Origin of the sequence: Leisingera sp. ANG-DT, assembly GCF_000813785.1 — a bacterium.
Lineage (GTDB): Bacteria > Pseudomonadota > Alphaproteobacteria > Rhodobacterales > Rhodobacteraceae > Leisingera.
In genome coordinates this window covers 443990-466360 of record NZ_JWLE01000001.1, presented here as the reverse complement: position 1 = coordinate 466360, position 22371 = coordinate 443990, and the positions used below count along the sequence as shown (strand labels likewise).

General features: G+C 62.8%; 20 protein-coding genes. 14 read left to right on the top strand and 6 right to left on the bottom strand.

All coding sequences use genetic code 11. The features are described 5' to 3' along the window. Positions 1–17: 17 nt before the first annotated feature. Positions 18–1169: a HupE/UreJ family protein gene (locus RA21_RS02270; protein WP_039145860.1), complete on the bottom strand. Its 1152-nt coding sequence runs from the start codon at positions 1167–1169 to the stop codon at positions 18–20. Here RA21_RS02270 and RA21_RS02265 point away from each other — a divergent pair. The 4 genes from RA21_RS02265 (at position 1168) to RA21_RS02250 (ending at position 4635) form a co-directional block, all read left to right on the top strand. After that, complete coding sequence (locus RA21_RS02265) at positions 1168–1977, top strand: DUF4198 domain-containing protein (RefSeq protein WP_039145857.1); 810 nt, start codon at positions 1168–1170, stop codon at positions 1975–1977. The two genes, RA21_RS02270 and RA21_RS02265, sit on opposite strands and share 2 nt — an antisense overlap. Positions 1978–2018: 41 nt before the next feature. Further along, complete coding sequence (locus tag RA21_RS02260; protein WP_039145854.1) at positions 2019–2927, top strand: PfkB family carbohydrate kinase; 909 nt, start codon at positions 2019–2021, stop codon at positions 2925–2927. After that, on the top strand, positions 2924–3838 hold the full coding sequence (locus RA21_RS02255; RefSeq protein ID WP_039145853.1) for a pseudouridine-5'-phosphate glycosidase: 915 nt from the start codon (positions 2924–2926) through the stop codon (positions 3836–3838). Before RA21_RS02260 ends, RA21_RS02255 begins: the two co-directional genes overlap by 4 nt. An 80-nt stretch (positions 3839–3918) precedes the next feature. After that, the gene (locus RA21_RS02250; RefSeq protein WP_019296246.1) at positions 3919–4635 is read left to right on the top strand and encodes a DUF502 domain-containing protein; all 717 of its coding nucleotides are present in this window, start codon (positions 3919–3921) and stop codon (positions 4633–4635) included. Here the strand turns inward: RA21_RS02250 and RA21_RS02245 are convergent. Together RA21_RS02245 and RA21_RS02240 are read right to left on the bottom strand one after the other, a co-directional pair. After that, a complete protein-coding gene (locus RA21_RS02245; RefSeq protein WP_039145852.1) occupies positions 4632–5660 on the bottom strand; it encodes a patatin-like phospholipase family protein in 1029 nt (342 codons plus the stop codon). The genes RA21_RS02250 and RA21_RS02245 overlap by 4 nt on opposite strands. 100 nt (positions 5661–5760) lie before the next feature. Continuing rightward, positions 5761–6534 carry a 3-hydroxybutyrate dehydrogenase gene (locus RA21_RS02240; protein WP_039145850.1) on the bottom strand — a complete coding sequence of 258 codons (774 nt, stop codon included), beginning with the start codon at positions 6532–6534 and terminating at the stop codon, positions 5761–5763. Positions 6535–6962: 428 nt separating this feature from the next. Between RA21_RS02240 and RA21_RS02235 the strand changes: the two genes are divergently transcribed. The 5 genes from RA21_RS02235 (at position 6963) to RA21_RS02215 (ending at position 11100) form a co-directional block, all read left to right on the top strand. Further along, complete coding sequence (locus tag RA21_RS02235; RefSeq protein ID WP_241483460.1) at positions 6963–8678, top strand: extracellular solute-binding protein; 1716 nt, start codon at positions 6963–6965, stop codon at positions 8676–8678. A gap of 73 nt (positions 8679–8751) precedes the next feature. Then, positions 8752–9585 carry an arsenate reductase/protein-tyrosine-phosphatase family protein gene (locus tag RA21_RS02230; RefSeq protein ID WP_039145843.1) on the top strand — a complete coding sequence of 278 codons (834 nt, stop codon included), beginning with the start codon at positions 8752–8754 and terminating at the stop codon, positions 9583–9585. Between the two features lie 21 nt (positions 9586–9606). After that, a complete protein-coding gene (locus RA21_RS02225) occupies positions 9607–10083 on the top strand; it encodes an arsenate reductase ArsC (RefSeq protein WP_039145841.1) in 477 nt (158 codons plus the stop codon). Then, positions 10080–10736 carry an aquaporin gene (locus RA21_RS02220; protein WP_039145839.1) on the top strand — a complete coding sequence of 219 codons (657 nt, stop codon included), beginning with the start codon at positions 10080–10082 and terminating at the stop codon, positions 10734–10736. The genes RA21_RS02225 and RA21_RS02220 overlap by 4 nt, the downstream gene beginning before the upstream one ends. A gap of 172 nt (positions 10737–10908) precedes the next feature. Next, entirely contained in the window at positions 10909–11100 is a 192-nt protein-coding gene (locus RA21_RS02215) for a hypothetical protein (RefSeq protein ID WP_443136559.1), read from the top strand. A gap of 23 nt (positions 11101–11123) precedes the next feature. Here RA21_RS02215 and RA21_RS02210 read toward each other — a convergent pair whose 3' ends face one another. Continuing rightward, positions 11124–11747, bottom strand: a complete 624-nt coding sequence (locus RA21_RS02210) for a helix-turn-helix domain-containing protein (RefSeq protein WP_039145837.1) — start codon at positions 11745–11747, stop codon at positions 11124–11126. Positions 11748–11811: 64 nt separating this feature from the next. Here RA21_RS02210 and RA21_RS02205 point away from each other — a divergent pair, with 64 nt between their 5' ends. The 4 genes from RA21_RS02205 to RA21_RS02190 all read left to right on the top strand — a co-directional run bounded on the left by RA21_RS02205 (position 11812) and on the right by RA21_RS02190 (position 17101). After that, positions 11812–13317 (top strand): class I adenylate-forming enzyme family protein, encoded by a 1506-nt coding sequence (locus tag RA21_RS02205; protein WP_039145832.1) that lies wholly within the window; start codon positions 11812–11814, stop codon positions 13315–13317. Beyond that, a complete protein-coding gene (locus RA21_RS02200) occupies positions 13314–13979 on the top strand; it encodes a DsbA family oxidoreductase (RefSeq protein WP_039145830.1) in 666 nt (221 codons plus the stop codon). Before RA21_RS02205 ends, RA21_RS02200 begins: the two co-directional genes overlap by 4 nt. A gap of 151 nt (positions 13980–14130) precedes the next feature. Continuing rightward, positions 14131–15366 (top strand): multidrug effflux MFS transporter, encoded by a 1236-nt coding sequence (locus RA21_RS02195; protein WP_082008876.1) that lies wholly within the window; start codon positions 14131–14133, stop codon positions 15364–15366. A 61-nt stretch (positions 15367–15427) separates the two neighbouring features. After that, a complete protein-coding gene (locus RA21_RS02190; RefSeq protein WP_039146490.1) occupies positions 15428–17101 on the top strand; it encodes a tetratricopeptide repeat protein in 1674 nt (557 codons plus the stop codon). Between the two features lie 57 nt (positions 17102–17158). Here the strand turns inward: RA21_RS02190 and mfd are convergent, their stop codons facing one another. Together mfd and RA21_RS02180 are read right to left on the bottom strand one after the other, a co-directional pair. Then, complete coding sequence (mfd, locus tag RA21_RS02185; RefSeq protein WP_039145828.1) at positions 17159–20611, bottom strand: transcription-repair coupling factor; 3453 nt, start codon at positions 20609–20611, stop codon at positions 17159–17161. Between the two features lie 42 nt (positions 20612–20653). Continuing rightward, the gene (locus tag RA21_RS02180; protein WP_019296232.1) at positions 20654–21175 is read right to left on the bottom strand and encodes a hypothetical protein; all 522 of its coding nucleotides are present in this window, start codon (positions 21173–21175) and stop codon (positions 20654–20656) included. Between the two features lie 182 nt (positions 21176–21357). Between RA21_RS02180 and hemB the strand changes: the two genes are divergently transcribed. Next, positions 21358–22356 (top strand): porphobilinogen synthase, encoded by a 999-nt coding sequence (hemB, locus tag RA21_RS02175; RefSeq protein ID WP_039145827.1) that lies wholly within the window; start codon positions 21358–21360, stop codon positions 22354–22356. The last annotated feature ends 15 nt before the right edge of the window (positions 22357–22371 follow it).

Below are 22371 nucleotides of genomic sequence, written 5' to 3'. Positions count from 1 at the left end.
GAGCATTTGGCAGGTGTTTACAGAAACACCCGCTCCACAAACCAGTAGCCGCCGATCATTGCGATGGTGACAGAGGCCGGGATCGCCACCCGGCCGCGGTATTTCGGATGCCGTCCGAACCACAGGCGCACGCCGAGGTAGGCGGTGGCAATCACCGCCAGCTGACCCAGTTCCACCCCCACGTTGAAGCCGATCAGCGCAGGCAGGAACTGGCTGGCAGGCAGGCCGAACTCCCCCAGCACGGAGGCAAATCCCAGCCCGTGCAAGAGCCCGAATCCGAAGATCACAAAGCTGCGCCAGGTGTGCAGCTTGCGGGCAAAGATGTTCTCGACCGCGACGAACACGATCGACAGGGCAATCAGCGGCTCCACGATGGCGGGGTCCACCTTGACCATGCCCAGCGCGCCCAGCGCCAGGGTGATGGTATGGGCCACAGTGAACAGGCTCACCTGCAGCAGCAGCGGCTTCACCCGCGGGCTGAGGAAGAACAGCCCCAGCACAAACAGGATGTGATCCAGCCCCTTGGGCAGAATGTGAGTGAAGCCGACGGGAATGTACTCCATGAAGGCCTCAACAGGGGTCTTGGCTGCGCCGCCCTGCAGCGGGATCGGAGGGGACGTCTCACCGCCCTGCAGGTAGCCGGTATAGGGTTCTTCGACTCCGTTCTGCCGCAGCACCACGCCGCCTGAGCCCTTTGGCCAGGTAATGCGCAGGCTTCCGGCTTCGGGCGGGATCTCTCCTGTGAGCTCAAGGTAGGACGCCCGCGGCAAGCTGGCGTTGCCGACCTCGGGGATGGTGATCCTAGCGACAACCAGCGCAACCGGGCTGCCAGCCTGCACGGAAAACGTCTCCAGCCATTCCTCGGCGAACAGCTGCACCATAGGTTCCAGTTCATCGCCCCCCAGCGCGCGCAGTTCGTCATAGTCGGCGGCCTGGGCGGTCTGGTTGGTGTCCGTCAGCCCATCGAGGTTGATGCCCGCAACAAAGGCCTCGACGTTCAGGCGCAGCTTCAGCGTGATCTGCCCGTCCTTCACCGTGAAATCGGCAATCGCCGGCGTGACCTCATGCGCGCGGGCTGGCGGCGATGCTATTGCAACCACGCAGAACAGCAGCGCAAATAGGCCCTGCAACCAAGTGACGCCGCGCCTCACAGCCAAGGAACCATTCATGCAATACCGCCTGTTCTGCTCAATTCTTTGTGCCGGGCTGGCCCTTGGGGCCGCGCCGGTTCTCTCCCACGAGTTTTGGATTGAGCCGGAGAAATATCAAGTTAAATCCGGGGAAACTGTGGTGGCTAAGCTGCGCAATGGCCAGGAGTTCAACGGCGCCGAGCAGCCTTACCTGGATCATCGGATTGCCCGTTACGACGTGATACATGATGGCTCGACCACTCCGTATGAAGGCCGCATGGGGGATATGCCCGCCTTTTCTGCGGAGGTGATGCAGGACGGGCTGGCGGTGCTGATCCACCAGACGCAGCCGCAGACCATCAGCTATGACAGCTGGGAAGAGTTCCAGGCTTTCATTGATCACAAGGCGATTGGTGACGTGCGTTCCCGGCACCAGGCGCGCGGGCTGGCGGATGCGGGTTTCACTGAGCAGTACATCCGTTATGCCAAGGCGCTTGTGGCGGTCGGCGATGGTGCCGGTTCGGACCTTGCCACCGGGCTGGAGACCGAAATTGTGGCCTTGGCCAATCCCTATGCGGACGACACAGCAGGCGGGCTTCCGGTCCGGGTGCTGTATCAGGGTGCTCCACGGGCAGGCGCGCAGGTCGAGGTATTTGCCAAGGCCCCGGATGGCACAGTTTCCATTACAACCCAGCTGACGGATGCGCAGGGGGAAACCGCTGTTGCCGTCCTCCCCGGCCACAGCTACCTGCTGGATGCGGTGGTCCTGCGCCCTGCCCCGGAGGGCGCGGATTACGTTTGGGAAAGCCTGTGGGCGGCGCTGACATTCGCGGTGCCTGTCCGGTGATGCCGCTTGCAGAGGCCTGTCAAAGGCGGCAATAGGTCATTATGACACAAGCCCCTACCCCCCAAACACCCGCCATCCTGTGCATCGGGTCGGTCCTGTGGGACATCATCGGCCGCTGCACCAGTGAAATGCAGCGCGGATCGGACATGCCCGGGCGCATCACCCGGCTGCCCGGCGGCGTCGCCATGAACATCGCGATGACCCTGTCGCGCTTTGGTATGAAGCCTGCGCTGCTGACTGCCGTGGGCCGCGACCCCGAGGGCGACGAGCTGATCCACGCCTGCGGCCATTTCGGCCTGATCACCGACCATATCTACCGCTCCGAAGATCTGCCCACCGACCGCTACATGGCCGTAGAGGGTGCCAACGGGCTGATTGCCGCCATTGCCGACGCCCATTCGCTGGAGGCTGCAGGCGACAAGATCCTGCGGCCGCTGTCCGACGGCTCACTTGGCACCGCAGACGCGCCCTATGAGGGCCAGGTGGCGCTGGATGGCAACCTGACCCTGTCGCTGCTGGACGATATTGTTGCCAGCCCGGCCTTTGCCAAGGCCGACCTGCGCGTGGCGCCTGCGTCGCCGGGCAAGGCGGAACGGTTGCGCCCGTTCCTCACCCGCACGCGCGGCACGCTGTATGTGAACCTGGAAGAGGCCGGCATCCTGTGCCAGGCGGAGTTCACCGACAGCGAAACCGCCGCGCAGGCGATGCTGGACCGGGGTGCTGCCCGGGTGCTGGTCACCGATGGCGGCTCCTCTGCCACCGTGGCCGATGCCGAGGGCGCCATCACCCTTGTCCCGCCCCGCGTTACCGTCGCCCGGGTGACCGGCGCAGGCGATACATTCATGGCCGCCCATATCGTTGCCGAGGCACGGGGCGAAGACCGCAAAACCGCTTTGGCCTCAGCCCTCAAGGCTGCTGCCACTTACGTTTCAGGAGAACCCCCGCTTTGATCGACATTCAGTATTCAGCCGAAGTCCAGGCCGCCAAGGCCGCAGGACAGGCCATCGTTGCGCTGGAAAGCACCATCATTACCCACGGCATGCCCTATCCGCAAAATGTCGAGGTCGCAGCGCAGGTGGAGCAGGATATCCGCGATGCCGGTGCCGTGCCCGCCACTATGGCGGTGATTGAGGGCGTGCTGCATGTGGGGCTTGAACCCGATCAGCTGCAGGCGCTGGGACAGGCCAAAGGGGTTGCCAAGATCTCCCGCGCCGACATGCCCGCCTGCATCGCCACCGGCGGCACCGGCGCCACCACCGTTGCAGCCACCATGATCGCGGCGCGGCTGGCGGGCATTTCCGTCTTTGCCACCGGCGGTATCGGCGGTGTCCACAAGGGGGCGGAGACCACGTTCGACATTTCCGCCGACCTGATGGAGTTGGCGCAAACCCCGGTGACCGTTGTGGCCGCGGGTGCCAAGGCGATCCTCGACCTGCCAAAGACGCTGGAAGTGCTGGAAACCCAGGGCGTGCCGGTGATTGCCTACGGGCAGGACAGCTTCCCCGCGTTCTGGTCAGCCCAGTCGGAGCTGAAGGCACCGCTGCGCATGGACACCCCCGCCGAAATCGCCCGCGCCCATGCCACGCGCCAGGCCATGGGGCTGCCCGGCGGCCAGCTGGTGGCCAACCCGATCCCGGCAGACGCCCAGATCGCGGCAGAGGATCTGGCCCCGGTAATCGCCCAGGCCCAATCCGAAGCCGATGCCCAGGGCGTTGCGGGCAAGGATGTGACCCCCTTCCTGCTGAGCCGCATCTTCGAGCTGACCGAAGGCCGCTCGCTCACCGCGAACATTGCATTGGTGCGCAACAATGCCCGGCTGGCGGCAAAGATCGCACAGGAACTCAACAATCTCGCACAATGAGTTGATTTTTGGGGCGGAAACCATTGCTCCGCCCCAAAACAGTGCCTAGGTTCCACGCGGAATTCCTGGAAAACTGATCTATGACCACGCCATTCGACGAAGAACCCCAACGCCGCCGCGGCCTGTTCGCCAGCCTGCGCGCCTCTTTCTTTACCGGCATCGTGGTGATTGCGCCGGTGGGGCTGACCATCTGGCTGCTGTGGTCTGTGATGGGCTGGATCGACAGCGTGGTGCTGCCGCTGGTGCCGCACACCTTCCGCCCTGAGCAATACATCGGCATCAACCTGCGCGGCGTCGGGCTGATCATCTTCCTGTTGTTCACCATCATCGTCGGCTGGATCGCCAAGGGCATCATCGGCCGGTCGCTGATCACCTTTGCCGAAGGCCTGGTGGACCGGATGCCAGTGGTGCGCACAGTCTATTCCGGCATCAAGCAGATCTCCGAGACCGTCTTTGCCCAGTCAGAGCGCAGCTTTGAAAAGGCCTGCTTGGTGCAATACCCGCGCAAGGGCATCTGGGCCATTGGCTTCATCTCCACCCATGCCAAGGGTGAGATTGCCAAGCGCGCCGAAACCAGCGGCGGGCTGGTCAGCGTTTTCCTTCCGACCACGCCGAACCCCACCTCCGGTTTCCTGCTGTTTGTGCCGGAGGAAGACGTGATCGAATTGGAGATGTCGGTGGAGGACTCGGCCAAGCTGGTGATCTCAGCAGGCCTCGTCTATCCGAACCCCAAGGACCCCACCAAGCCGGTGGAAAACGGCAAGAAGCCGAAGGTCCTGGAAAAAGAAGACGCCTAACCGAACATTGCCGGCAGATCGGCGGAGGAGCGCACCCCAAGGTTTCCCCGGTCCCGCGCAAGGAACGCCTCTGCGGCATCCCGCCCTGCCTGTTTCAGCCGCGCCAGGATCTGCGGCACCGGAAACAGCTTGGTGGTGACCGACAGCTGCGTCATCAGATCGTCATCAGCGATCATGTGCACCCGCACCTGTTTCATCCGGCCCTGCTGAATGGTGCCATCGGCCAATAGACGCTGCACGAAATTGATCGCCCGCAGTTCCCGCAGCAGCGAGGAGTTGAAGCTGATCTCATTCACCCGGTTGCGGATCTGCTGCGGCGTCTTGGGGATCTCGTCGCGCTCCAGCGGGTTGATGTTGACGATCACCACATCCCCTGGCAGGTCCTCGCGGAACAGCGGAAACAGCGCCGGGTTGCCGGTGTAGCCACCGTCCCAATAGGCCTCCATGCGGCCTGTTTCCGGGTCTTCGATCTCCACCGCCTGGAACAGGTCCGGCAGGCAGGCGGAGGCCAGGATCGCGTCGGTGCTGATCTCCTCACCCTCGAAGATGCGGATCTTGCCGGACCGCACGCAGGTTGCGCAGATGAACAGCTCCGGGCCTTCGCCTGCGCAGACCTCGGCAAAATTGAACTGCTCCACCACCTCGCGCAGCGGGTTCTTGTAGAACGGGCCATAATGATAGGGCGAGATCACCTGACTCAGGCTCTCTAGCGGTGAAAACGGCATCGCCGCCTCCAGTGCGCCGGCCCAGGCCACCGCATCAAACCGCGTCAGCCAATGATTGAACCGCATGTCGCCCACGGCGCCCATCCGCGCCCACAGCCCGTCCAGCGCCGCCTTGGCACCTGCACGCCCGTCCTGCACCATGCCGGCCTTGAGCGCCGCCCCGTTCAGCGCCCCGGCGGAGGTCCCGGTGATGCCGGCAACCTCGATCTCCTCGTCCTCCAGCAGCCGGTCGAGCACACCCCAGGTAAAGGCCCCATGCGCGCCGCCGCCCTGCAGGGCCAGATTAATCCGTGTCACCAAACGCCACCTGCCTATTTCACCTTTGTGAAAATACTCCAGGGGTGAATTGCCCCGTCAGGGCAAGAGGGGGCTGGCCCCCTCCCGCCGTCACCGCACGCGTTTACAGCGCGGTCCAGCCGCCATCGACGCTGAGGGTGGTGCCGGTGATCTGCGCCGCTGCGTCCGAACACAGGAACACTGCGGTGCCGCCCAGCTGCTCCACCGTGGCAAACTCGCGGCTCGGCTGGCGTTCCAGCATCACCTTCTTGATCACCTCATCCCGGCCCATGTTGTATTTCTCCATGGTGTCGGGGATCTGCGCCTCCACCAGCGGTGTCAGCACATAGCCCGGGCAGATCGCGTTGCAGGTGATCGGCTCCTCCGCGGTCTCCAGCGCCACGGTTTTAGTCATGCCCACCACCCCGTGCTTAGCGGCCACATAGGCGGCTTTGTAGGGCGAGGCGGTCAGCCCGTGCGCTGACGCAATGTTTACGATCCGGCCCCAGCCTGCGGCGCGCATCCCGGGCAGTGCTGCCGCCATGGTGTGGAAGTTCGAGTTCATGTTGATGGCGATGATCGCATCCCATTTTTCCTGAGGAAACTCGTCAATCGGCGCCACATGCTGGATGCCCGCGTTGTTGATCAGGATATCGCAGGCTCCGGCCTTTTCGATCAGCGCGCGGCAGTCCGCGCCCTTGGACATATCGGCCTGGACGTACTGGGCCTTGACGCTGAACTCACGGGCGAGTTCTGCTGCGAGCGCGTGATCCTCTTCCCGGTCGGTAAAGGAGTTCAGCACAACATTGGCCCCTGCCCGTGCCAGCTCTCGGGCCACCCCCAGGCCGATGCCTGAATTCGATCCGGTGATAACGGCGGTCTTGCCTTGCAATGTCATCGCGTCCTGCCTCTTGGCTGATTGAAACTGCCGTTACTGTGCCATGCTGCAGATGCAAAAGAAACGCGTAAGACTACGGATGCCGCGAAGGTCATTCCTGCCATTTTCGCAGCTTGCAAAAAGAGAGAAACGGGCAGAAAAAAACGCCCGCACAAGGCGGGCGTTAGTTATTGAGGCAGGTTTCATACAGGCAAGAAACCTATCGAGCAGTGACCCCTTTATAAGCAATTTCCGGCTTTCGTCCAAGCTAAAAGTTTGAAAAGACGAAAAAGCGCACGTAGCGTGCGGAGGCAAGAAAATAAGGGCAGAGCGGGATTGTTGTGAATCAGCGAAAAGAAAATTTCCGGACTCTTCGCGCGGCATTGGCTGGAATCACCCTGGCAATTACCGCGAATTATGCGCAAGCAGAATCGGCCCATGGCATAGCTATGTACGGCGACCCCGCACTGCCACCGGATTTTGTGTCTTTACCCTATGCGAACCCGGACGCACCGAAGGGCGGCAAGGTTGTGTTCGGCAACACCGGAGGTTTTGACAGCCTCAATCCGTTCACCCTTAAGGGGACCTCTCCGTGGCAGCTGAGGTTCTGGGGATACGAGAGTCTGATGGGCCGTTCCTGGGACGAGCCATTCACCCTTTACGGTCTTCTGGCCGAATCGATTGAGGTGCCCGAGGACCGTTCCTGGGTCGAATTCACCCTGCGGCAGGAGGCCCGATTCTCTGACGGCAGCCCGGTCACGGTAGAAGACGTGATCTGGTCCTATGAAACATTGGGTACCAAGGGGCATCCCCGTTACCGCGGATTCTGGACCAAGGTAGAGACAATCGAACAGACCGGTCCACGCAGCCTGCGTCTGACCTTCAATGTTGAGGACCGCGAGCTTGCGCTGATCGCCGGCCTGCGCCCGATCCTGAAAAAGGCGCAATGGGACGGCAAGGACTTTGCCAGCGATGCCGTTGAGGGCGCGCCCATCGGCACCGGCGCCTATGTGGTCAGCGCTTATGAGCCCGGCCGCTTTGTCACCCTGCGCCGCAACCCGGACTATTGGGGCGCGGACCTGCCCCTGCAGCGCGGAACCCAGAATTTCGACGAGCTGCGGATCGACTTCTTCGGGGATGAAACCGTTCTGTTCGAGGCCTTCAAGGCGGGCGAATTGAGCGCATTGCGCGAGTTCAATGCCGACAAATGGGAAAGCGCCTACAGTTTCCCGGCGATCACCCGCGGCGATGTGGTCAAAAGCGAGATCCCGCATCAGCGCCCCTCCGGCATGACCGGGCTGGTGATGAACACCCGCCGGGCCCCGCTGGGTGACTGGCGCGTGCGCGAGGCGCTGCTGCTGGCGTTCAATTTCGAATACATCAACGGCACCGTGACGGGCGGTGCTCAGCAGCGCATCACCTCCTATTTCTCCGGCTCGGTTCTGGGAATGCGCCCCGGCCAGGCAGAGAACAAAGTGCGCGCGCTTTTGGAACCATTCCAGGACAGCCTGCTGCCCGGCACGCTGGAGGGCTACACCCTGCCCCAAGGCGACGGCAGCAAGCGCAACCGCGGCAACCTGCGCAAGGCGATGAAACTGCTGGAAGAGGCCGGCTGGACCGTCACTGATGGCGTGCTGCGCAATGCGGCGGGCGCCGTGCTGGAGCTCAGTGTGCTGATCCGCCAGGGCGATGGCGAAATGAAGACGGTCACAGAAATCTACGCCCGCGCACTGGAGCGGCTGGGTATCAGCCTGACCGCCGAGACCGTAGACAATGCGCAATACGCCGAACGGGAAAACGCCTATGACTTCGACCTCACCCGGTTCCGCCGGGAACTGTCGCTGAGCCCCGGCAACGAGCAGCGCTATTACTGGGGCAGCGACGGTGTGGATCAGCCCGGCAGCCGCAATCTGATGGGCATGGACAGCCCGGCAGCGGAGGCCTTGATCGACGCCATGCTGACTGCAACCGAGCCTGAGGATTTCACCGCAGCGGTGCGGGCGCTGGACCGGGTTCTGACCGCCGGGCGCTATGTCATTCCATTCTGGAGCTTTGATACAGGGCGCATCGCCCACATCAAGGAGATGCGGTTTCCGGACAGGCTGCCGATCTATGGCGACCGGACAGAGTTCATGCCGGACGTCTGGTGGTATCAGGCGGACTGACCTGCTCAGGCAGCGCTGCAGCCGGTACTGAGACCCGTTGACAGCGGCTCCTTATTTCCTTATTTCGTGAATTATGGAAATAGAGCTTTCTGATAAACTCGCCGCTCTGGCGCACCCGAAGCGGCTGGCGCTGTTCCGGCTGCTGATGCGCCGATACCCGGACGGCGTGCCGGCGGGTGAAATTGCGCAGGCGCTGGAGTTCAAGGCAAACACTGCCTCAGCTTACCTGTCTGCTCTTAAGCAGGCCGGCCTCATCACCCAGCAGCGCACCGGCACCTCGCTGATGTATGCCGCCGACCTGCCGGGCCTGCGCGGCATGTTCGACGGCCTTTTGACCGGCTGCTGCCAGAACCGGCCCGATATCTGTACCCCTGTCACCAGTGAAGTGGAAACCATGCCGACAACTGAACGCCCGTTTAATGTGCTGTTCATCTGCACCGGCAACTCTGCCCGGTCGCTGCTGGCCGAGGCAATTCTGAACAACGAAGGCGGCGGCAGGTTCCGCGCCTTTTCTGCAGGGACCCGCCCCTCACCAGGGCCACGCCCTGAGGTGACAGCTCTTCTGAAGGCTAAGGAGATTGACACCAGCAGTCTGCGATCGAAGGACCTGGATGAATTTTCTGCGCCGGATGCGCCGCAGATGGATTTTATCTTCACCGTCTGCGACCACGCGGCAAACGAGGAATGCCCGGCCTGGCCCGGCCAGCCGATGAGCGCACATTGGGGCCTAGCCGATCCGGTCAAGACAGAGGGCACCGATGCCGAACGCCGCCTTGCCTTCCAGCAGGCCTATGGGCTGCTCAGAAACAGGATCAGAGCCTTTGCGGCGCTACCCTTTGAAACACTCGACCGCATGTCGCTTCAGCATCAGGTTGACGATATCGGCCGCCTGAACTCATCCGACTAAACGAAAGCACGGACATATAACATGAACATCCTGGTCCTTTGCACCGGCAATTCCGCGCGCTCCATTCTACTGGAGTCGATTTTCAACACGCTGGGCGCTGGCCGAACCCGCGCCTATTCGGCGGGATCCAATCCCACCGGCAAGGTGCATCCGCAGTCGCTGGTGCTGCTGAATGAGCTGGGCCACGACGTTTCCGGTGCCCGCTCCAAGAGCTGGGACGAGTTTGCCGAAGCGGATGCGCCGGAAATGGACATCGTGATCACCGTCTGCGCGTCTGCCGCAGGCGAGACCTGCCCGATCTGGCCCGGTGCCCCCGTGCGCGCCCATTGGGGGGTTGAAGACCCGGCAGCGGCAGATCAGCCGGAGTGGGACAAGGCATTCCGCACTGCCTACATCACACTGGAGAAGCGCGCCAAGGCGCTGCTGGAACTGCCGTTTGAAGACATGAAGCCAGCGGAGCTTTCCGAACAGCTCAAGCGGATCGGAGAGATCGTATGACCGCACAGAAACTGCTGGCCGAGGGTCTGGGCACCGCCATGCTGCTGATCGGCGTCGTCGGCTCCGGCATCATGGCAGAGACGCTGGCGGATGGGAATGTGGCCCTGGCACTCTTGGCCAATGCCATCGCCACGGGCTGCATGCTTTATGCCATCATCACCACGCTTGGACCCGTTTCCGGCGCCCATTTCAACCCGGCGGTGACGCTGGCCTTTGCCCTGCGCGGCGAGCATTCCTGGAGCGCTGTCGCCCCCTATGTCATAGTGCAGATCGGCGGCGGCATCCTCGGCGTTTGGGCCTGCCACGTGATGTTCGATCTTGCAATTCTGCAAAGCTCCGCCACCATGCACCGGACCGGTACCGCACAATGGTTTTCCGAAATCCTGGCCACCTTCGGCCTCTTGTTCGTGATTTTCGGCGGGCTGCGTTCCCGCCCCGAGGCGGTGCCTGCGCTGGTTGGCCTCTACATCACCGGCGCCTATTGGTTCACCTCCTCGACCAGCTTTGCCAACCCGGCGGTGACCATCGCCCGCGGCTTCAGCGACACCTTTGCCGGCATCTATCCCGGCCACATACCGATGTTCATTCTGATGCAACTGATTGCGGTTGGCATCGGCCATCTGGTGCTGCCGCGGCTCTTCGCGAAAAGCTAGAGATCAGCAAAAATCCGCTCACATGAGCCGCCCCAGGTCAGCACCCTGGGGCGGAAGTTACAAAATGACACGAAAAGTGTTACCATGAGGGTCTGCGAACCATAAACAACCGTTTGTCAGGGAGTGCCCCCAAATGCCTGTACAAGCAGCAGCTGCCAGCTGGATTGACAGGATGCCCCGCATCAAACAGCGCTTTCCGCATCTGAAAGCCAGCAACGCGCCGTCAATACTGGATGACCGGGACAGATTCGTTGCCTATTTGGCGCGAACGCATCACCTCACCATGAATGAAGCCAAGGAAGAGGTGGACGATTTCCTGTATATCGAAAGCCTGCTGAGAGAGCTGGACGGCCGCCCGCACTGATCCTTCCCGCAAGTACCCGCCAGTCAAGCCAGTGACGTCACCCAGAGGATCGTCGCGTCCTCGGGACTGACGGAAATGACGTTGTGCCCCATTGCTGCGTCGTAGTAGGCACTGTCGCCGCGGCGCATCTCGACCGGCTCATAAAATTCCGTATAGAGCTTGACCACGCCGGTCAGCACATAGAGGAACTCCTCGCCGTCGTGGCGCACCCAGCCATCAAACTCTTCCATTGACCGTGCCCGCACCCGCGCGCGGTACGGCAGCATCTGCTTGCGTGTGAGCCCGTCGGCCAGCAGCTCGTGCTCATATGTCGCGGTCGCATGGGCGGAACCGTCACCGGATTTGGTCACCGTCATCCGGCCGTTCACCTGGTCCCGCTGCGGCGGCGTGAACAGCTGCGGAATGGAGATTTCCAAGCCCTCTGCCAGCTTCTTCAACGCCTCGTAAGTCGGTGACATCTGGCCGTTTTCGATCTTGGACAGGGTAGAACGCGCCAGCCCGGCCTGATTGGCCGCATGCTCCAGCGTCCAGTCGCGCGCCTTGCGCAACTCGCGCACGCGGGCGCCCAGGTCCAGTGGTTCTGCTTGATCGTCGCCGCCGTTCGCGCGGGCGATGGTGATCAGGGATTTCGGATCGCGGCTTTTCATAACAACTCTATAAGCCGCACCTGCGAAGCTTGCAACGCAGCACAGCGCGGGCTAGCCCTTTGCCATGCTGTCGGTTTTTGATCAGGGGCCGTTTGCGCCCTGCCCTTCGCCCTTCAACCTTGCCGCCCATGTGCTGCGCCATGCCGCGCGGCTGGCGGGCAAGACCGCGCTGTCGGTGCTCGACGGTGATGCTCGTGATGATTGGAGCTATGCCCGGCTGGAGGCCGCCGTGCGCGGTACCGGCACCGGGTTGCTGCAAGCCGGGCTGACACCCGGGGACATCGTGCTGATGCGGCTGGGGAATACGGTGGAGTTTCCGGTTGCCTATCTGGGCGCCATTGCCGCCGGGCTGATTCCGGTGCCGACCTCATCGCAGCTGACAGAGGCGGAAACCGCGCGGATGATTTCAGACCTCGATCCGGCGGCGGTGCTGCGCGACCCGGCTGTGGCTTGTGCGAGTCACCCGAAACAGATCAGCACCGAGGCGCTGCTGGACATGCACGGATTGCCGCCGTGCGAATACGCCATGGGCGATCCTAAGCGGCTGGCTTATGTGGTCTACACTTCCGGCACCAGCGGAAATCCGCGTGCGGTGGCGCACGCCCACCAGGCGGTCTGGGCGCGGCAGATGATGGTGGACGGCTGGTACGGGCTGACAGAGCATGACCGGCTTCTGCATGCCGGCGCCTTCAACTGGACCTACACCCTGGGCACCGGGCTGATGGACCCTTGGGCGGCAGGCGCCACCGCGCTGATCCCGGCCCCCGGCACGCCGCTGGAGGACCTGCCTGACTTGCTGAAGGAACACCGCGCCACGATTTTTGCCGCGGCCCCTGGCGTCTACCGCAAGTTCCTGAGCGGCAATGCGCTGGACCTGCCGGATCTGCGGCACGGGCTTTGCGCTGGTGAAAAGCTGTCACGCCATCTTCACGAAGCCTGGGAAGCTGCCACCGGCTGCGGCCTCTATGAGGCTTTCGGGATGTCGGAGTGCTCGACCTTCATCTCTTCCTCGCCCGCGCGCCCGGCGCAGGACGGCGCCTTGGGGCAGCCGCAGCCGGGCCGAAAGGTTGCCATTCTCGGCGTTGATGGCCCGGTGCTGATGGGTGAGGAAGGGACCATCGCCATCCACCGGTCTGACCCCGGCCTGATGCTGGGCTACCTGGGTGCGCCGGAGGAAACTGCGGCCCGCTATCAGGGTGACTGGTTCCTGACAGGCGATCAGGGGGCAATGTCTGCGGACGGCCAGATCCGCTATCTGGGACGCAGCGACGACATGATGAATGCCGGCGGCTACCGGGTGTCGCCGATTGAGGTTGAGACCGCGCTGGCCGCCCATCCCGGCATCACCCAGGTCGGCGCTGCTGCGGTTGAAGTGAAGGAATACACTTATATCATTGCCGCCTTCTATACCGGTCCCGAAGAGTTGAAGACCGAAGACCTGCAGGCCTTTGCATCCGAACGCCTGGCCCGCTACAAGCAGCCCCGCGCATATGTTCACCTGGACGCGCTGCCCACTGGCGCCAACGGGAAACTGCTGCGCCGCGCCCTGCCCGCCCTGTTCAAAGGATGACCCAAATGCCCGCCGTCAAGCTCGACATCCTGTCCGACCCGATCTGCCCCTGGTGCTATATCGGCAAGACCCATTTGGACAAAGCGCTGGCCGAGGTGCCGGACCATCCGTTTGTCATCGAATGGCACCCCTTCCAGCTGAACCCCGACATGCCGCGTGAGGGCATGGACCGGCGCGAATACCTGGAGCGCAAGTTCAGCGGCAAGGAGGGTGCGGTAAAGGCCTATGCCCCAGTGGTGGAGCACGCCGAGAAGGCCGGGCTGACGATCAATTTCGAAGCCATGCAGCGCACCCCGAACACGCTGGACGCGCACCGGCTGATCCATTGGGCCGGGGTTGAGGGCAAGCAGACACAGGTCGTTGATGGGCTGTTCAAGGCCTATTTCGTCGACGCCAAGGATATCGGCAACCACGCAGTTCTGGCGCAGGTCGCGCAAGAGGCAGGCATGGAAGCGGACGTCGCCGCCCGCCTGCTGGAAGGCGACAGCGATGTGCAAGCCATCCGCGACCGCGACGCCCATTCCCGCAAAATGGGCGTGAGTTCGGTCCCGACCTTCATCGTTGCCAACCAGCACGCAGTGCCAGGCGCTCAGCCGCCGGAACTGTGGAAACAGGTGATTGAAGACATCCTGCAGCAGTTGAAGGCCGCAGAGGCCGAATAGGCGGGCGGAAATTACTTAGCATCGCAACTATGCACAGCAACCTGCGCAGCCGGGCGCTGGCACGGCAGGAAGGATTGTGGTAGCGGAACCGAACAGCTCCCAGACCGGCCTCATTCCCCGGATTCATCTGAAGAGCTGTTAGAGGTTTCAGATGTCCCAATCCCAGGCTCACAACCCGGCCCATGGCATGGCCAAGGCTGAGTTCATCGCTCTGATTGCGATGATGTTTGCCACCATTGCGCTGTCGATCGACGCCATGCTGCCTGCCCTGCCGGAAATTGGCCAGACGCTCAGCCCGGACAACATAAACCGGGCGCAGCTGGTGCTGACGTCCTTTGTGCTGGGCATGGGGCTTGGCACTTTCTTTACCGGTCCGCTGTCGGACGCCTTTGGCCGCAAGCCGATGGTGGCTGCGGGCTGCGCCCTTTATGTCCTCGCCGCGCTGACCGCCTGGCTGTCGCCCTCGCTGGAGGTTCTGCTGATCTCCCGCGTGCTAATGGGGATCGGTGCTGCCGGCCCGCGGATTGTGGGCGTTGCCGTTGTCCGCGACCTTTATTCCGGTCGCGAAATGGCACGGCTGATGTCGATTGCAATGATGATCTTCATGATTGTTCCGGCCATTGCCCCCTTGATGGGGGCCGGCATTATCGCCCTGTCCGGCTGGCGTGCCATCTTCCTGCTGTTTGCCCTGTTTGCAGCGATCATTGTGCTGTGGACCAGCCTCCGCCTGCCGGAGACGCTGGCCGTAAACGACCGCCGAGCCTTTCGCGCGCCGCTGCTGATGGCCGCGGTCAAGGAGATGCTCACTCACCCGACGGTGCGCCTGTCGATCATGGTGCAGACGCTCTGCCTGGGCATGCTGTTCACCATGCTGACCATGGTGCAGCCGGTTTATGACATCATCTTTGGCCGCGCGGACAGCTTTCCCTTGTGGTTCGGGCTGGTCGCAGTGATTTCCGGCACCGCCAGCCTGCTGAACGCGGCTATCGTGGTCCGGATCGGTATGCGCCGCATTGTCACCGTTTCGCTGGCCGCCCAGATCCTGATCACTGGCGCGATGCTGCTGATCAGCGGCTGGAGCCTGCCGGACCCGTGGATGTTCGGCCTGTTTGTGGCCTGGCAAGCCAGCGTTTTCTTCATGGTGGGCACCACGGTCGGCAACCTCAATGCCATGGCAATGGAGCCGATGGGCCATATCGCCGGCATGGCGGCCTCGGTGATCGGGGCGATCTCGACAGTTCTGGCTGCCGCCGTTGCCGCACCTGTCGGGCTGCTGTTTGACGGCTCGCTGGTGCCGCTGGCGGCAGGTCTCTTGATTATGGCCTGCATTGCTTTCCTTCTGATGCTGCAAATGGCCAAGGCCGAGGCGCGTCTGCCCGCCCAATAAGCGCCTTGCCCGCAACCTGGCCGCTCCCTAACCTTCCCATGTGAATGGGGAGGTTTTTTTCATGGGCTATGATTACGATCTCGGCAGTTATTCCTGCCAGGTGACAACCGCTTCGCCTGTGGCGCAGCTCTGGTTCGACCGGGGACTGGTCTGGACCTATGGCTACAACCACGAAGAAGCCATCGCCTGCTTTCGCCGCGCGCTGGAACACGACCCGGACTGCGCCATGGCCCATTGGGGTGCTGCCTATGCGGCCGGTCCGAATTACAACCTGCCCTGGGATCTGCGCGACGCCAAAAGCCGGGCCGAAGCGCTGGCCGAAGCCTTTGACGCGGCGCAATCCGCCCTGACCTGCATAGAAGGCTGTACAGAGGCCGAACAACTGCTGATCCGCGCCATACAGACCCGCTATCCCCAGCGCGAGCCGGGTGAGGACATGCACGCCTGGGACTATGACTTTGCCGATGCGATGCGCGCGGCCTTCGCCGCCTGCCCGGATCATCTGGACCTGCGCACGGTCTATGCCGAGAGCCTGCTGAACCTGACGCCCTGGAAAATGTGGGACCTGAAAACCGGGTTGCCCGCCGAAGGTGCTGCTACGCTGGAAGCACAGGAGGTGCTGGAATGGGCAATGGAAAACGACCCTAGCGCCATGAAGCACCCCGGCCTGCTGCATCTCTACGTGCATCTGATGGAGATGTCTCCGACGCCCGAAAAGGCGCTGAAGGCCGCCGATGCCCTGCGCACACTGGTTCCGGACGCGGGTCACCTGGTGCATATGCCGACCCATATCGACGTTCTGTGCGGTGATTACCGCAGCGTGGTTTACTGGAACCAGAAGGCGATTGAGGCGGACCTGAAATTCTATGAGCGCGAAGGCGCCTTCAACATTTACACCGGATACCGCCAGCACAACTACCATTTCGTGATCTACGGCGCGATGTTCCTGGGCCAGCTGGAACCGGCGCTGGCGGCCAATCAGGGCATTCTGGACACCACCCCGCCGGAAATGCTGCTGGTCGAAAGCCCGCCCATTGCGGATTTCTTTGAGAGCTACCTGGCGATGCACCCGCATATCCTGGTCCGCTTCGGGCGCTGGGAGGAGGCGATGGCGCTGGAGCTGCCGGAAGATCAGGACCTTTACTGCACCTTGACAGCCAACACCCATTACGCCCGTGCCATCGCCTATGCCGCGACGGGCCGGGTGGCACAGGCCGAGGCGGAGGAGCAATTGTTTCTGGCAGCCAAGTCCCGGGTGCCGGGCAGCCGACGGCTGCATAATAACAAAGTCAGTGATCTGCTTGAAATCGCATCAGAAATGCTGCGCGGGGAAATTGAATACCGAAAGCAGAACTATGACGCGGCCTTTGCCCATTTGCGCCGCTCGGCGGAGCTGGACGACAACCTGCCCTATGACGAACCCTGGGGCTGGATGCAGCCCACCCGCCACGCGCTGGGGGCGCTGCTGTTCGAACAGGGCCACGCTGAGGAAGCCGAGGCCGTCTATCGCGCGGACCTTGGGCTGGACGATACCTTGTCTCGCGCCTCTGTGCATCCTGGCAATATCTGGAGCCTGAAGGGGCTGCATGATTGCCTGAAGGCCCGCGGCGAAAGTGTTGAAATCAGGCACATTAAACAGCAGCTGGACCTGGCCCTGGCGCGGGCTGACCGGGCCGTGGGCGCCTCCTGTTTCTGTGCTCAGGCAGCGATGACGCCCACCCCCTGCTGCGGCTGAGCAAATTTCTTGCGAAGAAATTTGCCAAGGAAATTCGAATTTCCTTGGCGCTTAAATTCAAGCCTTCGCCTTCTTTTTCTCGGCCACGACCTTTTCCGCCAGGTCGCGTGCGATAGCAAAGGCGCCCTTGATCTTGTCGGCATCTTTCTTCCAGTCGCGGCGCACGACGATCTTGTTGTCCTTCACCTTGGCCAGGCCGTTCTGACCCTGGATGAACTCCACCAGCCCCTGCGGCGAGGCGAATTTGTCGTTGTGGAACTGAATTGTCGCGCCCTTCGGCCCGCCGTCCATCTTGGCGATGCCTGCGCGTTTGCACATCGCCTTGATCCGGACCACCAGCATCAGCGTGTTCACTTCCTTCGGCAGCTTGCCGAAACGGTCGATCAATTCCGCGGCAAAGCCCTCCAGCTCTACCTTGGTCGACAGTGACGACAGGCGGCGGTAGAGGCCCAGGCGCACATCCAGATCCGGCACGTAATCCTCGGGTATCAGCACCGGAACGCCCAGGTTGATCTGCGGCGCCCATTGCTCGTCGGCGTCCGACAAGCCCTCCATCTCGCCCGCCTTGATCTTGGCAATCGCCTCCTCCAGCATCGACTGGTACAGTTCATAGCCGACATCGCGCATCTGGCCCGACTGCTCCTCCCCTAGCAGATTGCCTGCGCCCCGAATATCAAGGTCTTGCGAGGCAAGGGTGAAGCCCGCGCCAAGCGTGTCGAGAGAGCCCAGCACCCGCAGACGCTTCTCTGCCGCCGGGGTTAGCCGCTGACGCGGCTTGGTGGTGAGGTAGGCATAGGCGCGGGTTTTCGAACGGCCCACCCGGCCCCGGATCTGGTAAAGCTGCGACAGGCCGAACATATCGGCGCGGTGCACCACCATCGTGTTGGCGGTCGGGATATCCAAGCCGCTTTCGACGATCGTCGTGGCCAAAAGCACATCGTATTTGCCGTCATAGAAGGCGTTCATCCGGTCATCGAGCTCACCGGCTGCCATCTGGCCGTGCGCCACCACGTAAGTCAGCTCCGGCAGCTGCGCCTTCAGGAACGCCTCGACATCTGGCAGATCAGTGATGCGCGGCACCACATAGAAACTCTGCCCGCCGCGGTAATGCTCTCGCAACAGTGCCTCGCGGATCGTAACGGTATCGAATTCGCTGACGTAGGTGCGGATTGCCAGACGGTCCACCGGGGGCGTGCCGATGATCGACAGGTCGCGTACCCCGGTCAGGGAAAGCTGCAAGGTCCGCGGGATCGGGGTTGCCGTCAGCGTCAGCACATGGATGTCGCTGCGCAGCTGCTTCAGCCGCTCCTTATGGGCCACGCCAAAGTGTTGTTCCTCGTCAATGATCAACAGGCCGAGGTTCTGGAACTTGATGTTCTTGGCCAGCACCGCGTGGGTGCCGACCACGATGTCGACGGTGCCCTTGGCCAGCCCTTCGCGGGTTTGGCTGGCTTCCTTGGTGCTAACAAAGCGCGACAACTGCCTGACCTGCAACGGGAAACCGCGGAACCGATCGGCAAAAGACGCGGCATGCTGGCGCGCCAGCAGAGTCGTTGGTGCAACCACCGCCACCTGCAGGCCCGACATTGCGGCGACAAAGGCCGCGCGCATCGCCACCTCTGTCTTGCCAAAGCCGACGTCGCCGCAGATGAGCCGGTCCATCGGCTGGCCGGAGTGCAGGTCCTCCATCACATCCTCGATGGCGCGCAGCTGGTCGTCGGTCTCCTGATAGGGGAAGCGGGCCGAGAACTCCTCCCACGCGTGCGGCGGCGGATCCATCACCGGTGCCTTGCGCAGGGCGCGTTCGGCGGCAATGCGGATCAGCTTGTCCGCCATCTCACGGATGCGTTCCTTCAGCTTGGCTTTCTTCGCCTGCCAGGCGCCGCCGCCGAGCCGGTCCAGCAGCCCTTCGTCGTGTCCGTATTTGGACAGAAGCTCGATGTTTTCGACCGGCAGGTACAGCTTCGCCTGTTCGGCGTATTCCAGCAGGATGCATTCATGCGCCGCGCCCGCTGCAGTCACCACTTCCAGCCCCTTGTAGCGGCCAATGCCGTGGTCTACGTGCACCACCAGATCGCCGGGGCTGAGCGATTGGGTTTCGGTCAGGAAGTTCTCTGCCTTGCGGCGTTTCTTCGGCGCCCGGATCAGCCGGTCGCCCAGCACATCCTGTTCCGCGATCACTGTCATGTCCGGGGCTTCGAATCCGTGCTCCAGTGCCCAAACCGCCAGATGCAGGCCGGATTTGCCGATGCGGGTGCCATCCATCACCGGAATCGCTTCAGCCAATCCCTCATCCTCGATCAGCCCGGTCAAACGTTCCCGCGCGCCTTCAGAGTATGAGGCGATAAGGACCGGGCCCTCTTGCATCCGGGCCTTAATGTGCGCCGCCAAGGCACCGAAAAGGCTTATGTTTTCCTGTTGCCGCTCCGGCGCAAAATTGCGTCCGATACGCCCGCCGGCATCCGCCACACCGGGACCGGAGGCCTGGGGCAGCGGATGGAACTGCACCACCCGCATGTCCGAAACTGCCGCCTCCCATGCCGCATCATCCAGATACAGCAAGCCCGGCGGTGTCGGTTTATAGACTGTGTCGATCCGCCCTTTTTGCTCCAAGGCGTGTTTGCGGGTGCCGTACTGGTCCTCGATGCTGTCCCAGCGCGCCAGCCGCGCGGGCGTCAGCTGGTCATCCAGCGTAACGGTCGCCTGCGGCAGGTAGTCGAACAGCGTCTCCAGCTTTTCATGGAAGAACGGCAGCCAGTGTTCGATCCCCTGGTGCTTTCGCCCGGCGCTGACGGCCTCATAAAGCGGGTCATCGGTTCCGGCGGCGCCAAACTCAATCCGGTAGTTCTGGCGGAACCGGGTGATCGCCGCCTCGTCCAGGATCACCTCGGAAACCGGTGCAAGCTCCACCACTTCCAGCTTTTCGGTGGTGCGCTGGGTGGCGGGGTCAAAGCGGCGGGCGCCATCCAGCACATCGCCGAACAGGTCCAGCCGCACCGGGCCGCTTTCGCCCGGCGGGAAAATGTCGATGATACCACCGCGAATGGCATAGTCGCCCGGCTCCATCACCGTGGGACTTTGGGAAAACCCCATACGAACCAGGAAGTTGCGCAGCGCATCTTCATCCACCCGCTGATCGACCCGGGCGGTAAAGGCCGCCTCGCGCAGCACTTCGCGCGCGGGCACCCGCTGGCTGGCGGCATTGAGCGTGGTCAGCAGCACGAACTGCTTGGGCATCTGGTGCACCAGCGCGGCCAGCGCGGCCATCCGCGCCGCCGAAATATCGGCATTGGGCGACACCCGGTCATAGGGCAGGCAGTCCCAGCCCGGAAACACAAATACCGGCATATCCGGCGCAAAGAAGGCCAATGCCGCGCGCATCGCCTCCATCCGCTTGTCATCGCGGGCCACATGCAGCACCGGCGCGCCGGATTTCTGCACTTCCTTCAGGATCAGCCGGGCGTCAAACCCTTCGGGCGCGCCGCCCATGGTGATTGCACGCTGTGCCATACGGTTTCCTTTCCGGGACTTCCTCCGGGACGGCCCCGGGTCTTACAGGGCTCCGATTGCCAGGTTCTGGTACATCCCCCAGAACGCCGTGACCAGAATGGAGACCGTTCCGACAAACTGAATGTAGAGACGGCAAAACGCCAGCCGCCTGCGCAGATCCTCCCCCGCGGCCTGCTCCCGCGCGATCCGGCGGGCGGTGAAAAAGCTGATCAACCCCACAACCGACATCGGAAAGGCCAGCAGGAACACCGCCTGGGCGATCTCCATCAGATACACAAACCCAAGCGTCGCCAGTGCCGACAGCACGAAACAGGCCAGCGCCACAATCCACGGCCCCGAGACCTCAGCGATATAGAGCATCCGGTTCACGTTGACCCGGGTGATATCCTCCAGGTCCCGCTCCGCCTGGCCGCCGCGGCGGCGCGCCCGGTAGACCATGTCGTAAGGAACGCCCAGAATCCAATGGCTGGCAGAGGACCACAGGACAGCCAGCGAAATCCAGTACCACAGGTTGGAGAAAGACCGCAGGTCAATCATCTCATAGATAATTTCGAGAAGATCCACTCAAGCCCCCGTCTGCCGCTGCCGGCCCTTGGGGCCTTTTCTTGTAACCGGCCCTATATCAACCGGGAAGCGCCCGCAGGCAAGCCCGCAGGGCGCACAAGTTTCCCGGCGCGGCGAATGTGCCTCTTGTTCCCGGGGCGGCTTCCATGCCACCCATGGGCCAGCCAAAACGAGAGACCGCCATGAAGCCCACCGTCGCGCCCTTTCCCGCCGCCCGCCTGCGCCGCACCCGTGCCAGCCAGGCGATCCGCAACCTGGTGCAGGAAAACACCCTGACCCCGTCTGATTTCATCTGGCCGGTGTTTGTCCGCGACGGCGAAGGCCAGGAGGAGCCGGTTGCCTCAATGCCGGGCGTAATGCGCCGTTCGGTCGACAGGATTGCTGAGGCGGCGGTGGAGGCCCAGGCACTGGGTATTCCCGCCATCTGTCTGTTCCCCTACACCGATGCCTCGCTCAAGACCGAGGACTGCGCCGAGGCCTGGAACCCGGACAACCTGACCAACCGCGCCATCCGCGCCATTAAGGATGCGGCGCCGGAGATCGCGGTGATGACCGACGTGGCGCTCGATCCTTACAATATCAACGGCCACGACGGTTATGTGGTGGATGGCGAAATCGTCAACGACGCCACCGTCGAGGCGCTGGTCAAGATGACCCTGGCCCAGGCCGATGCCGGCGCCGACATCATCGGCCCCTCGGACATGATGGACGGCCGCATCGGCGCCATGCGCACCGGATTGGAGCAAGCCGGACACCACAATGTGGCGATCCTGTCCTATTCTGCCAAATACGCCTCAGCCTACTATGGGCCGTTCCGCGATGCGGTCGGCGCTTCCGGCGCGCTGAAGGGCGACAAGAAGACCTACCAGATGGACCCGGCCAACAGCGACGAGGCGCTGCGGCTGATCGAACGCGACCTGATGGAAGGCGCTGACATGGTTATGGTCAAACCCGGTATCGCCTATCTGGACATCTGCCAGCGGGTGAAATCGGCCTTTGGCGTGCCGACCTACGCCTATCAGGTCTCCGGAGAATACGCGATGATCCAGGCCGCGGCGCAAAACGGCTGGGTGGATGGCGAAAAGGTGATGATGGAAAGCCTGATGGCCTTCAAACGCGCGGGCTGCAACGGCATCCTCACTTACTTCGCTCCCGCCGCGGCGCGTCTGCTGAACGGCTGAGCCGCCAAGCCAGGC

What these genes read in the sequence shown, in the direction of transcription:
- RA21_RS02250 (WP_019296246.1), top strand. Translation starts at nt 3,919, where the DNA reads ATGACCACGCCATTCGACGAAGAACCCCAACGCCGCCGCGGCCTGTTC.
- RA21_RS02195 (WP_082008876.1), top strand. Translation starts at nt 14,131, where the DNA reads ATGTCCCAATCCCAGGCTCACAACCCGGCCCATGGCATGGCCAAGGCT.
- RA21_RS02240 (WP_039145850.1), bottom strand. Translation starts at nt 6,534, where the DNA reads ATGACATTGCAAGGCAAGACCGCCGTTATCACCGGATCGAATTCAGGC.
- RA21_RS02190 (WP_039146490.1), top strand. Translation starts at nt 15,428, where the DNA reads ATGGGCTATGATTACGATCTCGGCAGTTATTCCTGCCAGGTGACAACC.
- RA21_RS02260 (WP_039145854.1), top strand. Translation starts at nt 2,019, where the DNA reads ATGACACAAGCCCCTACCCCCCAAACACCCGCCATCCTGTGCATCGGG.
- RA21_RS02265 (WP_039145857.1), top strand. Translation starts at nt 1,168, where the DNA reads ATGCAATACCGCCTGTTCTGCTCAATTCTTTGTGCCGGGCTGGCCCTT.
- RA21_RS02220 (WP_039145839.1), top strand. Translation starts at nt 10,080, where the DNA reads ATGACCGCACAGAAACTGCTGGCCGAGGGTCTGGGCACCGCCATGCTG.
- RA21_RS02200 (WP_039145830.1), top strand. Translation starts at nt 13,314, where the DNA reads ATGACCCAAATGCCCGCCGTCAAGCTCGACATCCTGTCCGACCCGATC.
- RA21_RS02235 (WP_241483460.1), top strand. Translation starts at nt 6,963, where the DNA reads ATGTACGGCGACCCCGCACTGCCACCGGATTTTGTGTCTTTACCCTAT.
- RA21_RS02210 (WP_039145837.1), bottom strand. Translation starts at nt 11,747, where the DNA reads ATGAAAAGCCGCGATCCGAAATCCCTGATCACCATCGCCCGCGCGAAC.
- RA21_RS02205 (WP_039145832.1), top strand. Translation starts at nt 11,812, where the DNA reads ATGCTGTCGGTTTTTGATCAGGGGCCGTTTGCGCCCTGCCCTTCGCCC.
- RA21_RS02230 (WP_039145843.1), top strand. Translation starts at nt 8,752, where the DNA reads ATGGAAATAGAGCTTTCTGATAAACTCGCCGCTCTGGCGCACCCGAAG.
- mfd (WP_039145828.1), bottom strand. Translation starts at nt 20,611, where the DNA reads ATGGCACAGCGTGCAATCACCATGGGCGGCGCGCCCGAAGGGTTTGAC.
- RA21_RS02270 (WP_039145860.1), bottom strand. Translation starts at nt 1,169, where the DNA reads ATGAATGGTTCCTTGGCTGTGAGGCGCGGCGTCACTTGGTTGCAGGGC.
- RA21_RS02215 (WP_443136559.1), top strand. Translation starts at nt 10,909, where the DNA reads ATGCCCCGCATCAAACAGCGCTTTCCGCATCTGAAAGCCAGCAACGCG.
- RA21_RS02225 (WP_039145841.1), top strand. Translation starts at nt 9,607, where the DNA reads ATGAACATCCTGGTCCTTTGCACCGGCAATTCCGCGCGCTCCATTCTA.
- hemB (WP_039145827.1), top strand. Translation starts at nt 21,358, where the DNA reads ATGAAGCCCACCGTCGCGCCCTTTCCCGCCGCCCGCCTGCGCCGCACC.